Origin of the sequence: Micromonospora sp. NPDC049175, assembly GCF_043197345.1 — a bacterium.
Classification (GTDB): domain Bacteria; phylum Actinomycetota; class Actinomycetes; order Mycobacteriales; family Micromonosporaceae; genus Micromonospora.
The window spans coordinates 782,019-796,314 of sequence record NZ_JBICSY010000001.1; the positions used below are offsets into that span (position 1 = coordinate 782,019).

Below are 14,296 nucleotides of genomic sequence, written 5' to 3' on the forward strand. Positions count from 1 at the left end.
CGGCGACAGAAAGTGCAAGATCGACGGGATGTGGCGTTGTCAGTCGGCGAGCGCGCCGGAGGCCCGCCCCTCGTGCAGGGTCAGGTTGCGGCCGGTGGCCGGGTCGAACAGGTGGATCTTCTCCAGGTTGAACCAGACCCGGCGTGACTGTCCCTCGGCCGCCGGTGACTCCGCGGACAGCCGGGTCACCAGGTTGCCGCCGGCGCCGGCGAAGTCGGCGGCACCGGCGTCGGCGGCCAACTCCTCCAGCTCGGCGGCGCTGGCCTTCTCGCCCTCCACGGTAAAGTAGACGTACTTGTCGGAGCCCATCGACTCGACGATGTCGACGGGCGCCTCGAACTCCATGCCCCGGCGGCGGGTGTCGTCGTCGACAAGTTCGGCGTCCTCGAAGTGCTCGGGGCGGATGCCGAGGATCAGCTCCCGGGGTGCGTCGGCCGCCTCCAGCTCACGGCGGACGCGGTCGCCGAGCGGCACGTCACCCAGCGCGGTGTGCAGGCTGCCGTCCTGTACGGCGGCGTGCAGGAAGTTCATCGACGGTGAGCCGATGAAGCCGGCCACGAAGAGGTTGCGCGGGTGGTCATAGAGCTCCTGGGGTGGGCCGACCTGCTGCACCGCGCCGCCGCGCATGATCACCACCCGGTCGCCGAGGGTCATCGCCTCGGTCTGGTCGTGGGTGACGTAGACGGTGGTCGTGCCGAGCTGCTTCTGCAACCGGGACACCACCGTACGCATCTGCACGCGCAGTTTGGCGTCGAGGTTGGACAGCGGCTCGTCCATCAGGAACGCCTTGGGCTGGCGGACGATCGCCCGACCCATCGCGACGCGCTGCCGCTGCCCTCCGGAGAGGTTGGCGGGCTTGCGGTCCAGCAGGGTGGTCAACTCCAGCACCTTGGCCGCCTCGTCGACCTTGGAGTTGATGGTCTCCTTGTCCAGCTTCGCCAGCCGCAGCGGGAACGCCATGTTCTCCCGCACGGTCATGTTCGGGTACAGGGCGTACGACTGGAAGACCATCGCGATGTCCCGGTCCCGGGGGGCCTTGTCGTTCACCCGCTGGCCGCCGATGCGCAGCTCGCCGGAGCTGATGTCCTCCAGGCCGGCGATCATGTTGAGGGTGGTGGACTTTCCGCAGCCCGAGGGGCCGACCAGGATCACGAACTCGCCGTCGGCGATCTCCAGGTCGACGTCCTGCACGGCGACGGTCCCGTCCGGGAAACTCTTGCTCACCTTGTCGAGCACGATGTCAGCCATGACTACTCACCTATCCCTTGACTGCGCCGGAGGTCAGGCCGGACACGATGCGGCGCTGGAAGAAGAGGACGAACAGGATGATCGGTACGGTGATCACGACGGCGGCGGCGCAGATCGCCCCGGTGGGGTCCTCGAACTGCGACGCGCCGGTGAAGAACGACAGTGCCGCCGGCACCGTGCGGGACCGCTCGGTGGACGTCAGCGAGATGGCGAACAGGAAGTCGTTCCAGCAGAAGATGAACACCAGGATCGCCGTGGTGAACAGCCCGGGGGCGGCCAGCGGGGCGATCACCCGGCGGAACGCCTGGGCCTGCGTGGCGCCGTCCATCTTGGCGGCCTTCTCCAGGTCCCAGGGGATCTGCTTGAAGAACGCCGACAGCGTGTAGATCGCCAGCGGCAGCGCGAAGGTGATGTACGGGGTGATCAGCCCGAGCCAGGTGTCGAAGATGCCGATCGTCCGCTCGATCTCGAACAGCGGTGACACCAGCGACACCTGCGGGAACATCGCGATCAGCAGGGACACACCGACGAGCACCTTCTTGCCGGGGAAGTCCAGCCGACTGATGGCGTACGCGGCCATCGCGCCGAGCACCACCGCGATCAGCGTGGCGATCAGGGCGATGCCGATCGAGTTGACGAGTGCCCGGACGAACTGGTCGGTGTCGAAGATCGTCTTGTAGTTGTCCAGTGTCCACTCCCGCGGAATGAAGTTTCCGTCGGTGAGGGTGGCCGGTGTCTTGAACGACAGCGACGCGATCCACAGCACCGGGACGAGCGCGAAGACGACCACGACGACGTCCAGCAGCCCCCAGCGCAGTTTGGCCCGGGTGGTGGTTTCGACAGCCATGTCAGCGCCTCTCCCCGTCGTCGCTGCCGGGGGCAGCGGTGCCGAACAGCTTCACGAAGACGAACGCGATGATCGCCACGGCGATGAAGATCAGCACCGACATCGTCGAGCCGATCCCGAGGTTGAGGCCTCGGATCAGGTTGTTGTAGGCGAGCATCGACACCGACGAGGTCTCGTTGGCCCCGGAGGTCAGCACGAAGATGTTGTCGAAGACCCGGAACGCGTCCAGGGTGCGGAACAGCAGCGCGACCAGGATCGCCGGCTTCATCACCGGCAGCATCACCTTCGTGAACTTCTGCCAGGCGGTGGCGCCGTCGGTGGACGCCGCCTTGAGCAGGTCCTCCGGCACCAGCGCCAGCCCGGCCATCAGCAGCAGCGCCATGAACGGGGTGGTCTTCCAGATCTCCGCGAGCATGATGATCGCCAGAGAGCTGGCCCGTTCGGTGAGCGGCGCGCCGTCGCTGAACACGTCGGCCAGGTAGCCGGTGCCGGGCGTCCAGGCGTACCGCCAGGAGAACGCCGCGACAACCGTGACGATCCCGTACGGGATGAGCGCCGAGGTGCGGACGATGCCCCGCCCGACCAGGGTGCGGTGCATGATGATCGCCAGACCCATGCCGAGCACCAGCTCGACGGCCACGGTGACCACGGTGATCAGCGCGGTCACCCCGAACGCGGTCCACCAGAACTCGTTGGTGAGCACCGTGACGTAGTTTTCCAGACCGATGAACTCGCGCTGATCGGGGAAGCGCAGGTCGTAGCGCTGCAACGACAGCCAGACCGAGTAGAGGATCGGGTACGCGGTCACCAGGATCATGACCAGCGCGGCGGGGGCGCAGAGCAACCAGCCCAGCCGGCGTTCGGATTTCTTGTTCGCGCTCAGTTGCGGCTTACGGCGACCACCGCGTTGGGTGGGCACGGCGGCGGGCGCTCGGGTCTCCTCCGCGGCGACGTCCGCGCCGGTCGGCGTGGCGTTGATGCTCACGGTGCCACCTTCTTTCGCGACTGCGGGGCTCGCAGGACCGGCTCACTCCTCGCGCTCACGGCAGAACCCCCTTCGACTGGAGGGCATCGGCGATGGCGTCGCGCAGCTCGTCGGCGGTCTGCTGGGGACGGATCGCCGAGGGGGGCGACAGGATCGCCGACATCACCGTGGAGATGCTCTGGTAGGCCGGGGTCAGGGGGCGGGTCGCCGGTTCCTTCAGCTCTTCCAGGATGGTGTCCTTCATCGGGTACGCCTCGGTCATCTCCGGGTCGTCGAAGACCGCCTCGATCGTGGGTGGCACGCCGTCCTTGATGGCGGAGAACTTCTGGTGCTCGGCGCTGCGGATGCACCGGGCCGCCTCGAAGGACATCTCCGGGTGCTTGGAGTAGGAGCTGACGGCCAGGTTGACCCCGCCGATGGTGACCTTGCTGGGGGTGCCCTCGTCGATGCCGGGGATCCGGGCCCAGCCGACCTGCTTGGCCAGGTCGGGGTTGGCCTCCTGCAGGGCCGGGTAGACGAACGGCCAGTTGACCTGGAACGCGCCCGAGCCGGACTGGAACTCCAGCCGGACGGGGTCCTCGGTGGCGTTGCTGAACGACGGCGAGGTCACGCCCGACGTGGCGAACTTCTTCAGTTGCTCCAACGCCCGGACGGTGCCGTCGTCCATCACGGCCTTCGTGCCGTCGTCGTTGAGGATCTTTCCTCCGGCGCTCTCGGCCAGGGTGTTGTAGAGGACGACCAGGCCCTCGTACTGGGCGCCCATGGTGAGCACCTGGTACGGCTTGCCCTGGTCCTTGAGCTGCTGTGCCGCGCTGATCATCTGGTCCCAAGTGGTCGGCGGCTGCGGCACCAGGTCCTTGCGGTACCAGAGCAACTGGACGTTCGTGTTCTTCGGCGCCGCGTACAGCTTGTCCTCGTAGCGGGCGGTGGCCAGCGGCCCGGCGAGGGTGCCCTGCTCGACCTCGGCCTTGTCCTGGCCGGTCCACTCGCGGATCCAGTCGGCGCTGGCGAACTCCTGGGTCCAGGTGACGTCCAGCCCGAGCAGGTCCATTCCGCTGTCCTGGGCGGCGAGCCGGCGCACCATCTGTACCCGCTGGTCGTCGGCCTGTCGGGGCAGCACCTGGTAGGAGATCTCGTACCGCCCCTGCGCCTGCGCGTTGCAGTCGTCGACGACCTTTTGCAGGTTCTGCTCGGGCGGGTAGTACAGGTTGATCGTCGGCGGGCCGCCATCGTCGTCCGCGCCGCACGCGGCCAGCGGTGCGACAAGCGCCAACGCGGCGGCCGCCGCGCCCAGCCGAACAATCGATCGACGTCGGTGTGGAGCCGTTTCGGGGTCCGTCATCGCCCTCCCCCTCTCCTCGGCGAAAGGCCGGGGAGGGCGTCCGTGCCCCGGCGCACGGCGAGCCATGTCCAGGTTCGATGAGCTGCGACAACGCCCCGGCCCGGATGCTCTGTGTGGCTACTCTGCCCCACCCGCGAAGTCGCGAAACCTGGCTGTCACAGCGGGAGTTCGTTCCGGTATATCGCGAGACCAATTAGCGGGGTAGTATGTGTCGCATGGTAGCGGCGGATAGCCAGTCCATCGACGACAACGACCGGCAGACCCAACTCCTGCGGGGCGCGCTCGACATGTGCCTGCTGGCGCTGCTGGCACGCGAGCCCGCGCACGGCTACGAGTTGGTGCGGCGGATGGAGACGGCCGGTTTCGGCGCCATCAGCTACGGCACCATCTATCCGCTGCTGACCCGGATGCGCCGACTCGGCCTTGTCGCTCACGAGCAGCAGGTCAGTCCGACCGGCCCACCCCGAAAGGTCTACGCGCTGACCGGGTCCGGTCGCACCCATCTGGACGCCTGGCAGAGACAGTGGGACCGCTTTACCGAGACGGTCGACGCCGTGCTCACTCCGCTCGACCACACACCCACGAGGAGTTGACCCATGGACACCATCGACCGCCTGCTGGGCGAAGCCGACCAGGCGTGGCGCGGGTACGGGGTGGGCTCCGCCGATCGGGCGACACTCGCCGCGGACCTGCGCCTCGACCTGCGGGCCGCAGCCAACGACGGGGGCGATCCCGCGCAGTTGATCGGTGGTGACGTGGCCGGCTTCGCCCGCCGGCTCGCCGACGAGGCTGGCGTCCGACGGGTTCGCGGCGACTACGGCCGCGTTGTGGGCACCGCACTGATCGGCGCGGTGCTCGGCGCCGTGCTCGGCTACGGCCTCCTGGAGGCGGCCTACCCGGTGTTCGTCCACCTGATCGACATCCCCCGCTCGATCGACGTACCAATCCAGCTCGCCGTCGCCGTCGCCTACGGCACACCGGGGGCCGTGGTCGCCGCGGGAGCCGTCGTCGCGGTGCGGACCCGGCTCCGCGCCCTGCCCGAGATCCGCCGGACGGCCCGGTTGATGAGCGTCCTCGTGCCGGTGGCCGGCATCGTCATCACGCCGATCACCGTCGGCTTCGCCTGGGCCACCGACTACAGCCTGGCCCCGTCAGTGGTGCTCACGGAGATCGCCATGGTCCTGGGCGCGATCGCGGGCGCCACGGCGCTGGCACGTCGCTTGTCACTCCGTGAGGCCCGGACCGCCGCCGCCAGCCCGCACCCGGAAACCACCAGAGTCAAACCCGCCTGACGTACGCGCAACGCCCGCCCTGAAGTATGACAGGTGTAGGCTGCGCGTATGACAGAGCCTCAGCGCCGCTTCACGATCTCCGTTCCCCCGGACGTGAGTCAGATCCTGGAGAGCCAGGGCAACCGCATGGCCAGCGCCTACGTCACCGAGGCGGTGCGCCGCCGCCGACGCGTGGAGCAGCACAGGGAGTTGTTGCTTGCCTCCGGCATCCACGTCACCGAGCAGGGTGTGGCCGAGGCGCGGGCCCGTCGCCTGGGCGTGGACGCCGAGTGGTCCCCGGAGCGGTTCGAGGCGGAGCGCGCCAAGATCCGCGCCGCCATGGCGGCCGAGATGGACGGCGACGACGACGCTCCCCGCGCCGACGCCGCATGACCTCGGAGACGACGCCACCGGTCCGGCTGATCCTGGACCGGTCGGCTCTGCTGGGCTACGCCGTCCTCCGGACGGTGCACGTGGGCGAGCCCGTCCACGAGGTGATTGAGGACGGGGTGCGTTTCGGGGTGCCGGTGGTGGCAGCGACCGAAGCGTTGACCATCACGACCGGCAAGGACCTGGCGCTGCTGCACAAGCTGCTGGCCCTGCCCTCCTGCGCGCTGCTGCCGGAGCGGTCGGAGGATCTGCCGGAGCTGACCTTCTGGCAGCGCAGGACCCGCCGCTTCGACCTGGCCGCCGCAGCGGTGGCGGGCCTGACCCATGACTCCGCGGTGCTGACAAGTGAAGGTCCCGAATACTCCGACGGGGTGCCGCTGATCCACTTCCCGGGATGACCGACGGCGGGCAACGTCAGCCCCGGGCTCTCGCCCAGGAGAGGAAGCGCTCGGTCATCCGGGCCGGCGGGTGGTCCGGGTGCAGTTGGGTGAGCTGGGCCGTCGCCTCGTTCATGAGGGTGCCGAGGTAGATGAGCAGCGTGGTCCTGCTGGTCCGGTACTCCGACAGCAGGGCGAGTTTGGCCGGCTGGCAGGGCCATTCCCGGCCACAGTTGCGGCACCGCCACAGCGGACGCATGGCGACGTGCGGTACGGGGGGCCGGACCACCATCACCGCCACCTCGTTTCGTCGTGGTGCCCGGTCGGGCTCAGCACAGTGACCTCCTCGGGGACGGGGAAGGGGGCCGCTCCCGCAAGGGGGAGACGGGAGCGACCCCGGGAGCAGAGCCCGCCGCCGCCCTCTCGGCCACCGGCGAGCCCGCCACTGGTGACAGTTTGCGAGGACCCGACTACGGTCGATACGTGCTCGCGGCATCCGTGCAGCTCAGCGGCCCGGTCGAGCAACCACGACGGACACGCCGGTTCAGGTTGGGCAGGGATTGGGGATTCGATGGGCAACGTCACCGACTACGTGTTGGAGGAGCTTCGCCTGTTCCGCACGGGGCTCGGGTTCAGTCAGGACGACTTCGGCCGGGGCATCGGCTATTCCGGCTCACACGTCAGCTCGGTGGAGACCGGCGGCCGGGCGCCCACCAAGGAGTACATGCGGGCCATCGACACGCACCACCCGACCGCGGGACGCTTCCAACGGATGCTGGAGAAGTTGGCCCGGCTCGACGCCGAGCCGGCCTGGCTGCGCGAGTGGATCGAGTTCGAGCGGGAGGCGACCACGCTGCGCTGGTTCGAGTTGGCGTACGTGCCGGGTCTGCTCCAGACCGAGCGGTACGCGCGGGCCACGCTGGCCGGTGGCCGGTTCGACGCCGAGGACGTGGATCGGATCGTCGCCTCCCGGCTGGAGCGGCAGGCGATCCTGCAACGCCCGCGCCCACCGCAGCTCATCGCCGTCCTGGACGAGGCGGTGCTGCGTCGGCCGGTGCTCGACCAGCCGGGGCTCATGGTCGAGCAGTGTGAGCACCTGGTGCAGTTGGCGACGGCGGAGCATATCCAGGTGCACATCGTGCCGGTGGATGCGGGAATGTATCTGGGGATGGGCGGTCAGTTCATCATCGCCGAGATGCCCGACGGGGAGCGGGTGACCTATGCGGACAACCAACTCACCGCGCAGATCGTCGATGCGCCTTCCGACGTCGCTAAGCTGGCGAAGACGTGGGAGATCGTGCGAAACGAGGCGCTCCCCCGCCGGCAGTCAACCGAGCTGATCAAGGAAGTGGCCAAGTCATGGACATGCTGACCCCACAGTGGCGCACGTCGACCAGGTCCGGCGGCAACGGCGGAGCCTGCGTGGAGGTCGCCGACAACCTGCCGAGCGTGGTGCTGGTGCGCGACACCAAGGACCGCGACGGCGGCACCCTGCGCGTCGACCCCACGGCCTGGAAGGCCTTCATCGCGTACGCCAAGCAGCACTGAGCCCCATCGACAGATGATCGCGCGCTTCAAGGACCTCTGCCTGGACGCCACCGACGCGCTCGCACTCGGCGCCTTCTGGGCCCGGATGCTCGACGGTGACGTGGCCGATGCCGGCGACGACGACACCCGGGTCGATCCCCGCTCGGCGCGTTCGACCGCCGAGTCGATCTGGGTGAACAAGGTTCCCGAACCCCGGGTCGGCAAGACCCGCGTACACCTGGATCTGCGGTTGGCCGGCGCGGACCCGGCGGCGCTGCTCGCGGCCGGCGCACGGCTGGTCCGGGAGCCGGCCGGCGAGGCCACCTGGTGGGTGCTCGTCGACCCGGAGGGCAACGAGTTCTGCGCCTTCCCGGCTCGTGAGGGCACCGGGCCGGGCCCGTTCGAGCTGGTCGTCGACTCGGCCGACCCGCTCGCGCAGGCGACCTGGTGGGCCGGTGTGGTCGGCGGCGCCGTCGAGGACGAGTCGACCCACGCGGGGGTCACCGGCGCGGCCGGGTTCCCCTGGGACCACTGGGTTTTCGCCGGGGTGCCCGAGCCCAAGACGGTCAAGAACCGGCTGCACTGGGACGTCGACCTGCTCGACCCGGAGCCGATGGCGCTGATCGCGGCGGGCGCGACGTTGCTGCGGGAGCCGCTCGACGCGACACACTGGTGGTGGGTGCTGGCCGACCCGGAGGGCAACGAGTTCTGCGCCTTTCCGCCGCGCCCCATCGGGTGACTGGCCGACTACCGGGGGCGGCCGGCGTCGGCTAGCGTTTTCCTCACGCCGCAGCCAGGGCGCTCGCCGCCGCCGTCGACACGCCTCCGGCCGACCCCCGTCCTGCCCGATCGGTTGGTAATCGCGGGAACGTCCCACCGCCGCTCCCCCGGTTCGGCAGGATCGTCCCAACGAGGAGGTGCCGTCGTGCAGGACACCCGCGCTCTCGCCCTGACATTCGAGGTGAGCGGCCTGCCACCGGTCAAGACCGAAGCGTTGTCCATCTTCGCGGCCGGGCATCGGCAGGCGACGAGGGTCCGCACCCTGCTCCAGGCCGCCCTCATCGCGGCTCAGCGCACCGGCTGGACGCCGTTGGGCGGGCCGATCGCGGTGGAGATGGTCCTGCGGTGTCCGCCCGGGCACCGCACGGGCGACGCCAGCACCCTGCTCGGCGGCGTCTGCGCAGTGCTGCAGGACAAGAAGCGGGTGACGTCCATCGGCCTCACCCACCTCGGTGTGCTTGTGGACGTCGCGCTCTACCAGGACGACCGGCAGATCCGCCGATTGTCGTACCAGGAGGAGCCGGCCGAGGACTTCTCGTACCGGGTGCGGGTCGCTGCCGTACCGGACGGGGTTTGACCGACGACCGCGGTGGGGTATCGCGGACGCCGACGAAGGGAGCACCGATGTCGGAGCCACATGTCACGCTCGACCCACGCGGGCTCGACCCTGTGCAGCAGAAGCTGCGGGGCCCGCTGGAAGAGCAGTTGACCTCGGCGCTTCAGGCGGCCACCGACCGGGTTCGCGCCGGCTACGGCGGCGAGCCGGTCGAGCAGGTCTGCCAGCGACTGTTGGAGGAGACCCGCTCCGGGTTGCATCCCGACATCGCGGCCGGGTTCAACCCGGACATGGACGAGTTCTGCCGGGTGGCGGTGTCGATCGTCCGGGGCGGGGCCTCCTGAGGTCGCGACCCACCACGCCGCCCGGCCTGCGCCGCACGACCGCCCGGCCTGCGCCGCACGACCGCCCGGCCTGCGGCGCACGCCGCCCGGCCTGCGCCGCACGACCGCCCGGCCTGCGCCGCACGACCGCCCGGCCTGCGCCGCACGACCGCCCGGCCTGCGGCGCTTGGTCTGCGCCGCTCGGCCGGGCGCGGTCGATCGGTGGCCGGGCCAGGATCGGGTCCGCAACTACCCGACCCTGACCCTCGGCCGTCCGGATGGGAGCGGACAGCTCCGGCACTCAGCTCCACGGTGCCAGCCGCCGAACGCCGGCGCGCTCCCGGCAGACACCCCGAAGGCCGTGAGCGCCGGGCCAGGTTAGGCCGACCCGGACCGGCCGGACAAGCCGCGCCGGGCGACCGACGGCGGGACTGATCCCAGGGTGAAAATCAGACAAGCCGGCGTAACGCGACCATGATCGTCGACGCTGTTCGCTTTCGGCACCGGCCTTAGAAGTGGTGCAACAGGTCGCGGAACGCGGCGAGCCGCAACACCCCGCCGTCGGTGGGGTCCAGTTCGTCGTTCTCCAACACCCACGTGTTCACGTTGGGAATGAAGACCGCGTTCAACCCGGCCGCACGTGCCGGCAGGATGTCCGACTTCGGGGAGTTGCCGATCATCCAGGCCCGGGTCGGATCAAGCCGGTGTTCCCGGACCAGCCACCGGTACGTCTCGACGTCCTTCTCGGCGACGATGTGCGCGGCCCGGAAGTGGTGCAGCAGCCCGCAGGCGTCCAGCTTGCGCTGCTGATCCGCCTGGTCGCCCTTGGTGAGCAGCAGCAGCTCGTGCCGGCCGGCCAGCTCGTCGAGCGCGTCGGCCACCCCCGGCATCAGCTCCACCTTGTGCTCGACGAGGGCGACCGCCAGGCGCTCGATCTCCTGGCGCTCGGAGTCGGTGGCCGGCCGTTCACGCAGCCGCTCCAGGCACTCCGCCAGACTGCGCAGGAAGACCTTGCTGCCGTACCCGTGCGCCACCGTGTTGGCCCGCTCGATGTCGTCGAGGATCAATCGGATCTCGGTGCGATCCAACGTGGGGTGGTCGAGCCACCCAAGAAAGTCGTCGATCACCTGCTCGAAGACCACGTTGTTCTCCCACAACGTGTCGTCCGCATCGAAGATCAGCACCTGCGCCTGCCGCCGCGCCGCCGCGCCGTCCGTCATCCCGTCCCCTCCCCATGCCTTCGCCGCCCCGTCGAAGGGACAGGATAGGCGGGAGATCCGCTGTGAATTTCGGATTTTTCCGTGAACCGTCCCGGCCTGACTTTCGTCTGGTGGGTGGGAGAATTCCTCGCGGCCGAGAGGTCGGGACAGCTCATGAGGAGTACGACGTGATCACGATGAACTGGGGTGCCGGCGCGGCGCTGCTGGCGTGCACCGGCGCGCTTGTGGCGTGCGGGAGCGACGCCGACAAGGCGCCGAAGGCCACGCCGACGCCGTCGGGTGCCGTGGCGTCCCCGTCGACGCCACCGGGGGGAACGCCGTCACCGGCGGCACTCGCGACCGACCCCCTGCTGTCCGGCAAGCACGAGGTCACCATGGCGCGGGTGCAGGGACCAGGGAACGCGCTGGAACTCAGCGGCCGCCTTGAGGAGGGCGGCGACACCGGCGGACGCGTCCTGTTCGTTCCGACGCCGATCGGCAACGACCAGTACGTGATCAAGGCTTTCGGCACGAAGGACGATCACCCCGCCAACGACGATCCGTCCTGCTGGCAGGTGAACGCTCTGGACATCGAGCCCGAGCTGACCGTCGAGGCCGCCGTCTGCGATCCGGACAATCCGATCCAGCGGTTCAGCATCACTCCCATGGACGCCGGCACGTACGCGATCGGCAGTGAGACCCGGTTCCTTCTGTACGCCGCCGGCAACGGTCTGATCCTCAAGGAGTTGAGCACCGCGCCGCTGGACAGCACGTTCCGGTTCGTCGACAAGGGGCCGTCCGACCGCCAGCCCCTCAACTGACCAGGGCGCCCGTCACGGCCACCGCAGCAACCGCTTGGCGATCAACACCTCGCGTTCCTCCTGCCCCTCGGGTCGGAGTCGTCCGCCCCGGGTGAGCATCACCACGCCGTGCAGCAGGCTCCAACCCACCTCGGCGAGGGTGTCCGGGTCGCGCCCCTCGGCCAGCGGGGTCAGGGCCGCGCGCAGTTCGGCGAAGACCGCCCGCGGCGCGGCCGGGACCCCACCGACGCCGAGGGCCAGGTCGGGGGTCAGCGCGAGCATCGCGTCATAGACCTCGGGATTCGTGTACGCGAAGTCGAGGTACGCGGAAGCGACAGCCGGCCAGGCCCCCTCGGGGCTGCCGGCGCCCTCCGCGTGCGCCTCCGCCAGATCGGCGGCCAGGTCGGCGAAGGCGCAGACGGCCACGGCGGCGAGGAGAGCGTCGAGATCCGCGAAGTGCCGGTAGAGGTCGCCGACGTCGATGTCGGTCCGCTCGGCGAGGCGTCGGGTGCTCACCCCCGCCCAGCCCTCCGCCTCGGCCAGCTCGCGCGCGACCGTGACGATGAGGTCACGCCGGTCCTGTTCGGTGGCCTTCTCGGCAGGTCCGGGCACGCAGTTGAGCGTAAGGGCGGACACCGACAGCAGTCGCCTGGTGACGGATTGGCGACTGTCGGGGCTGGTCAGACCAGCAGTGCCAGCCGTCCGATGAGGGCCTCCCGCAGGTGGGGTGGCCAGGGAAACAGGGGAGTCGCCACCTGGAGTTGGGCGAGCCCGTGCAGCCCCACCCAGAGCGCCGTCGCGTCGGCGAAGGGATCCGCGCTCGTCGAGAGTCCCTTCGCGGCACACTCGGCGACGGTGCGGTGGATGACCTCGAAGGCGCCCATGCCGAGCACGGCGAGGTCGTCCGCCAACGCCGGCGTCCGATCGCGGGCCTCGCCGGCATCCCAGACCGCCCCGAACATCAGCCGGTACCGGTGCGGCTGGCGCTCGGCGAAGGTCAGGTAGGCAGCGCTTATCGCCCGCAGCCGCTCGGCCGGGTCCCTGTCGTCCGGCCCGGCCAACTCCTGCTCCAGGGCGGCGAACGCGCGCTGGGCGACCACCAGCAGAATCGAGTCCAGGTCCGGGAAGTGCGCGTAGATCGACGGCGCCGAGATGCCGGCCTCCCGGGCCACCGCCCGCAGCGTCACGCTCTGCGGGTCGCCACCGTCCAGCAGCGTGCCGGCGGCGCGGACGATCTCCTCGCGCAACTGGCTGCCTTCGCCACGCTTGTTGCGAGCGCGCGTTCTCGGTGTGGTCACCGTATGACCTTACAGCCGTAAGGCGAACGAAGCCGTTCCTCCGGCCCCACGTGCCACCGCCGACCGTCGCTCGTTAGGTGAGGGGATCATCACGACGGGAGGCCACGTGGTCGTTCGACGGCACCGGGCCGTGGCGGACGGATGAGCGAGCAGCGCGACGAAGGGCTGGTGCGCGACGCCGCCAGCCGGCAACGAGCCACGTTCCTGGAACTCTTTCTCGACCTCGTCTTCGTCTTCGCCCTCACCCGGATCTCGGCACGCGTGATCAGCGACTTCACCGACGGTGGGCGCGGCGTGGTCGCGGGCCTCGGTCAGGCACTCCTGCTGTTCCTGGCGCTGTGGGCGGTCTGGTCGTTGACCGTCTGGTCGACAAGTTGGCTGGACCCGGAGGCGCCGATCGTCCAGGTCGTCATCGTGATGACGGCGGTCGGCGCCATGACGATGGCGGTCGCGGTGCCCGACGGCTTCGGCGCGCGCGCCGCCCTCTTCGCCATCACCTACGTGAGCCTCCAGATCGGCCGCGTGGTCTATTTCCACATCGCCGGGCACGGCCGGCCCGATCCCCGGCAGACCACCCGGGTCCTGGTCTGGTTCGCTCTGAGCGCACCGCTCTGGATCATCGGTGGTCTGGCCGACGAGGGCACGATCCGTGGGCCACTCTGGATCATCGCCGTGCTGATCGACTACACCGGGCTCTACCTCGGGTGGCCGACCCCCCGCATCGGCGCGCAACGGATCGGCGGCCGGGCGATCGCGGCCGGGCACCTGGCCGAGCGCTACCAACAGTTCCTCCTCATCGCGATCGGTGAGGCGATCTTCGTCATCGGTCTGGCGTTCAGCGGCAGCGATTTCCACGCCGACCAGACGGCCGGCTTCGTCCTGGCCCTGGCGACCACAGTGCTGCTCTGGCGGATCTACTTCCACCTGGCGGGGAAGGTGATGGACACCGCCGTCAGCCGCTCGGGCCACGCCGATCGGCTCGCGACCGAGATGGCGTTCGCCCACCTGGTCATGATCGCCGGGATCGTGCTCACCGGCGTTGGCTTCGAACTGCTCATCACCGAGCCGCTCGGGCACCTGCCAGCGGCATGGCTCATCGCCATCCTCGGCGGCCCCGTCGTCTTCCTCGCCGGACGATCAGCCCTCGAATACCAGGTGTTCGCCCGGGTCTCCCGCTCCCGGCTGGCCGGCCTCCTGGCCCTCGGCCTGCTGGTGCCGGCGACGATGCGCCTCAATCCGCTCACCGCCGGTGCCACCGCCGGGGTGGTGCTGCTCGCGGTGGCGGGCGCGGACTCCCGACGGTCACGCCGGCACGCACCGGAGATGCCCACCCCGCCCTACTAGCCCGACCCA

General features: G+C 69.8%; 19 protein-coding genes. 11 read left to right on the forward strand and 8 right to left on the reverse strand.

Annotation, left to right across the window (positions count from 1 at the left end):
• Nucleotides 1-39: 39 nt before the first annotated feature.
• From ACGFH8_RS03165 to ACGFH8_RS03180, 4 genes are read right to left on the reverse strand one after another with little or no spacing between them, the layout of a single operon-like run.
• Nucleotides 40-1,248 (reverse strand): ABC transporter ATP-binding protein, encoded by a 1,209-nt coding sequence (locus tag ACGFH8_RS03165; RefSeq protein ID WP_393362603.1) that lies wholly within the window; start codon nucleotides 1,246-1,248, stop codon nucleotides 40-42.
• A 10-nt stretch (nucleotides 1,249-1,258) separates the two neighbouring features.
• Nucleotides 1,259-2,095, reverse strand: a complete 837-nt coding sequence (locus tag ACGFH8_RS03170) for a carbohydrate ABC transporter permease (protein ID WP_357248472.1) — start codon at nucleotides 2,093-2,095, stop codon at nucleotides 1,259-1,261.
• A gap of 1 nt (nucleotide 2,096) precedes the next feature.
• The gene (locus ACGFH8_RS03175; RefSeq protein ID WP_393362607.1) at nucleotides 2,097-3,080 is read right to left on the reverse strand and encodes a carbohydrate ABC transporter permease; all 984 of its coding nucleotides are present in this window, start codon (nucleotides 3,078-3,080) and stop codon (nucleotides 2,097-2,099) included.
• Nucleotides 3,081-3,135: 55 nt separating this feature from the next.
• The gene (locus tag ACGFH8_RS03180; RefSeq protein ID WP_393362610.1) at nucleotides 3,136-4,422 is read right to left on the reverse strand and encodes an ABC transporter substrate-binding protein; all 1,287 of its coding nucleotides are present in this window, start codon (nucleotides 4,420-4,422) and stop codon (nucleotides 3,136-3,138) included.
• A 215-nt stretch (nucleotides 4,423-4,637) separates the two neighbouring features.
• Here ACGFH8_RS03180 and ACGFH8_RS03185 point away from each other — a divergent pair, with 215 nt between their 5' ends.
• From ACGFH8_RS03185 to ACGFH8_RS03200, 4 genes are read left to right on the forward strand one after another with little or no spacing between them, the layout of a single operon-like run.
• Nucleotides 4,638-5,015: a PadR family transcriptional regulator gene (locus tag ACGFH8_RS03185; protein ID WP_393362613.1), complete on the forward strand. Its 378-nt coding sequence runs from the start codon at nucleotides 4,638-4,640 to the stop codon at nucleotides 5,013-5,015.
• A 3-nt stretch (nucleotides 5,016-5,018) separates the two neighbouring features.
• On the forward strand, nucleotides 5,019-5,714 hold the full coding sequence (locus ACGFH8_RS03190; protein ID WP_393362615.1) for a hypothetical protein: 696 nt from the start codon (nucleotides 5,019-5,021) through the stop codon (nucleotides 5,712-5,714).
• Nucleotides 5,715-5,762: 48 nt separating this feature from the next.
• Nucleotides 5,763-6,086, forward strand: a complete 324-nt coding sequence (locus ACGFH8_RS03195) for a hypothetical protein (protein ID WP_393362618.1) — start codon at nucleotides 5,763-5,765, stop codon at nucleotides 6,084-6,086.
• Nucleotides 6,083-6,481, forward strand: coding sequence for a hypothetical protein (locus tag ACGFH8_RS03200; RefSeq protein WP_393362621.1), 399 nt, complete (start codon nucleotides 6,083-6,085; stop codon nucleotides 6,479-6,481). The genes ACGFH8_RS03195 and ACGFH8_RS03200 overlap by 4 nt, the downstream gene beginning before the upstream one ends.
• 16 nt (nucleotides 6,482-6,497) lie before the next feature.
• On the opposite strand, the gene ACGFH8_RS03205 is transcribed toward ACGFH8_RS03200, so the two are convergent.
• A complete protein-coding gene (locus ACGFH8_RS03205; RefSeq protein WP_393362624.1) occupies nucleotides 6,498-6,752 on the reverse strand; it encodes a flavin reductase in 255 nt (84 codons plus the stop codon).
• Between the two features lie 279 nt (nucleotides 6,753-7,031).
• On the opposite strand from ACGFH8_RS03205, the gene ACGFH8_RS03210 reads away from it, so the two are divergent.
• The 5 genes from ACGFH8_RS03210 (at nucleotide 7,032) to ACGFH8_RS03230 (ending at nucleotide 9,667) form a co-directional block, all read left to right on the forward strand.
• Entirely contained in the window at nucleotides 7,032-7,832 is an 801-nt protein-coding gene (locus ACGFH8_RS03210; protein WP_393362626.1) for a helix-turn-helix domain-containing protein, read from the forward strand.
• Complete coding sequence (locus tag ACGFH8_RS03215; RefSeq protein WP_393364451.1) at nucleotides 7,826-8,008, forward strand: DUF397 domain-containing protein; 183 nt, start codon at nucleotides 7,826-7,828, stop codon at nucleotides 8,006-8,008. Before ACGFH8_RS03210 ends, ACGFH8_RS03215 begins: the two co-directional genes overlap by 7 nt.
• A 13-nt stretch (nucleotides 8,009-8,021) precedes the next feature.
• On the forward strand, nucleotides 8,022-8,726 hold the full coding sequence (locus ACGFH8_RS03220) for a VOC family protein (RefSeq protein ID WP_393362629.1): 705 nt from the start codon (nucleotides 8,022-8,024) through the stop codon (nucleotides 8,724-8,726).
• A gap of 186 nt (nucleotides 8,727-8,912) precedes the next feature.
• Entirely contained in the window at nucleotides 8,913-9,344 is a 432-nt protein-coding gene (locus ACGFH8_RS03225; protein ID WP_393362632.1) for a hypothetical protein, read from the forward strand.
• Between the two features lie 47 nt (nucleotides 9,345-9,391).
• Entirely contained in the window at nucleotides 9,392-9,667 is a 276-nt protein-coding gene (locus ACGFH8_RS03230) for a hypothetical protein (protein ID WP_393362635.1), read from the forward strand.
• Nucleotides 9,668-10,155: 488 nt separating this feature from the next.
• On the opposite strand, the gene ACGFH8_RS03235 is transcribed toward ACGFH8_RS03230, so the two are convergent.
• The gene (locus tag ACGFH8_RS03235) at nucleotides 10,156-10,866 is read right to left on the reverse strand and encodes an HAD family hydrolase (RefSeq protein WP_393362638.1); all 711 of its coding nucleotides are present in this window, start codon (nucleotides 10,864-10,866) and stop codon (nucleotides 10,156-10,158) included.
• 167 nt (nucleotides 10,867-11,033) lie between these two features.
• Here ACGFH8_RS03235 and ACGFH8_RS03240 point away from each other — a divergent pair, with 167 nt between their 5' ends.
• Nucleotides 11,034-11,666, forward strand: coding sequence for a hypothetical protein (locus ACGFH8_RS03240; protein ID WP_393362641.1), 633 nt, complete (start codon nucleotides 11,034-11,036; stop codon nucleotides 11,664-11,666).
• A 12-nt stretch (nucleotides 11,667-11,678) separates the two neighbouring features.
• On the opposite strand, the gene ACGFH8_RS03245 is transcribed toward ACGFH8_RS03240, so the two are convergent.
• Complete coding sequence (locus tag ACGFH8_RS03245) at nucleotides 11,679-12,257, reverse strand: TetR/AcrR family transcriptional regulator (RefSeq protein WP_393362644.1); 579 nt, start codon at nucleotides 12,255-12,257, stop codon at nucleotides 11,679-11,681.
• A 68-nt stretch (nucleotides 12,258-12,325) separates the two neighbouring features.
• The gene (locus tag ACGFH8_RS03250) at nucleotides 12,326-12,943 is read right to left on the reverse strand and encodes a TetR/AcrR family transcriptional regulator (protein WP_393362647.1); all 618 of its coding nucleotides are present in this window, start codon (nucleotides 12,941-12,943) and stop codon (nucleotides 12,326-12,328) included.
• 141 nt (nucleotides 12,944-13,084) lie between these two features.
• Between ACGFH8_RS03250 and ACGFH8_RS03255 the strand changes: the two genes are divergently transcribed.
• Complete coding sequence (locus tag ACGFH8_RS03255) at nucleotides 13,085-14,287, forward strand: low temperature requirement protein A (RefSeq protein WP_393362650.1); 1,203 nt, start codon at nucleotides 13,085-13,087, stop codon at nucleotides 14,285-14,287.
• Nucleotides 14,288-14,296 lie beyond the last annotated feature (9 nt).

What these genes read in the sequence shown, in the direction of transcription:
- ACGFH8_RS03235 (WP_393362638.1), bottom strand. Translation starts at nt 10,866, where the DNA reads ATGACGGACGGCGCGGCGGCGCGGCGGCAGGCGCAGGTGCTGATCTTC.
- ACGFH8_RS03210 (WP_393362626.1), top strand. Translation starts at nt 7,032, where the DNA reads ATGGGCAACGTCACCGACTACGTGTTGGAGGAGCTTCGCCTGTTCCGC.
- ACGFH8_RS03230 (WP_393362635.1), top strand. Translation starts at nt 9,392, where the DNA reads ATGTCGGAGCCACATGTCACGCTCGACCCACGCGGGCTCGACCCTGTG.
- ACGFH8_RS03220 (WP_393362629.1), top strand. Translation starts at nt 8,022, where the DNA reads ATGATCGCGCGCTTCAAGGACCTCTGCCTGGACGCCACCGACGCGCTC.
- ACGFH8_RS03200 (WP_393362621.1), top strand. Translation starts at nt 6,083, where the DNA reads ATGACCTCGGAGACGACGCCACCGGTCCGGCTGATCCTGGACCGGTCG.
- ACGFH8_RS03190 (WP_393362615.1), top strand. Translation starts at nt 5,019, where the DNA reads ATGGACACCATCGACCGCCTGCTGGGCGAAGCCGACCAGGCGTGGCGC.
- ACGFH8_RS03180 (WP_393362610.1), bottom strand. Translation starts at nt 4,422, where the DNA reads ATGACGGACCCCGAAACGGCTCCACACCGACGTCGATCGATTGTTCGG.
- ACGFH8_RS03255 (WP_393362650.1), top strand. Translation starts at nt 13,085, where the DNA reads ATGAGCGAGCAGCGCGACGAAGGGCTGGTGCGCGACGCCGCCAGCCGG.
- ACGFH8_RS03195 (WP_393362618.1), top strand. Translation starts at nt 5,763, where the DNA reads ATGACAGAGCCTCAGCGCCGCTTCACGATCTCCGTTCCCCCGGACGTG.
- ACGFH8_RS03185 (WP_393362613.1), top strand. Translation starts at nt 4,638, where the DNA reads ATGGTAGCGGCGGATAGCCAGTCCATCGACGACAACGACCGGCAGACC.
- ACGFH8_RS03170 (WP_357248472.1), bottom strand. Translation starts at nt 2,095, where the DNA reads ATGGCTGTCGAAACCACCACCCGGGCCAAACTGCGCTGGGGGCTGCTG.
- ACGFH8_RS03215 (WP_393364451.1), top strand. Translation starts at nt 7,826, where the DNA reads ATGCTGACCCCACAGTGGCGCACGTCGACCAGGTCCGGCGGCAACGGC.
- ACGFH8_RS03205 (WP_393362624.1), bottom strand. Translation starts at nt 6,752, where the DNA reads ATGGTGGTCCGGCCCCCCGTACCGCACGTCGCCATGCGTCCGCTGTGG.
- ACGFH8_RS03165 (WP_393362603.1), bottom strand. Translation starts at nt 1,248, where the DNA reads ATGGCTGACATCGTGCTCGACAAGGTGAGCAAGAGTTTCCCGGACGGG.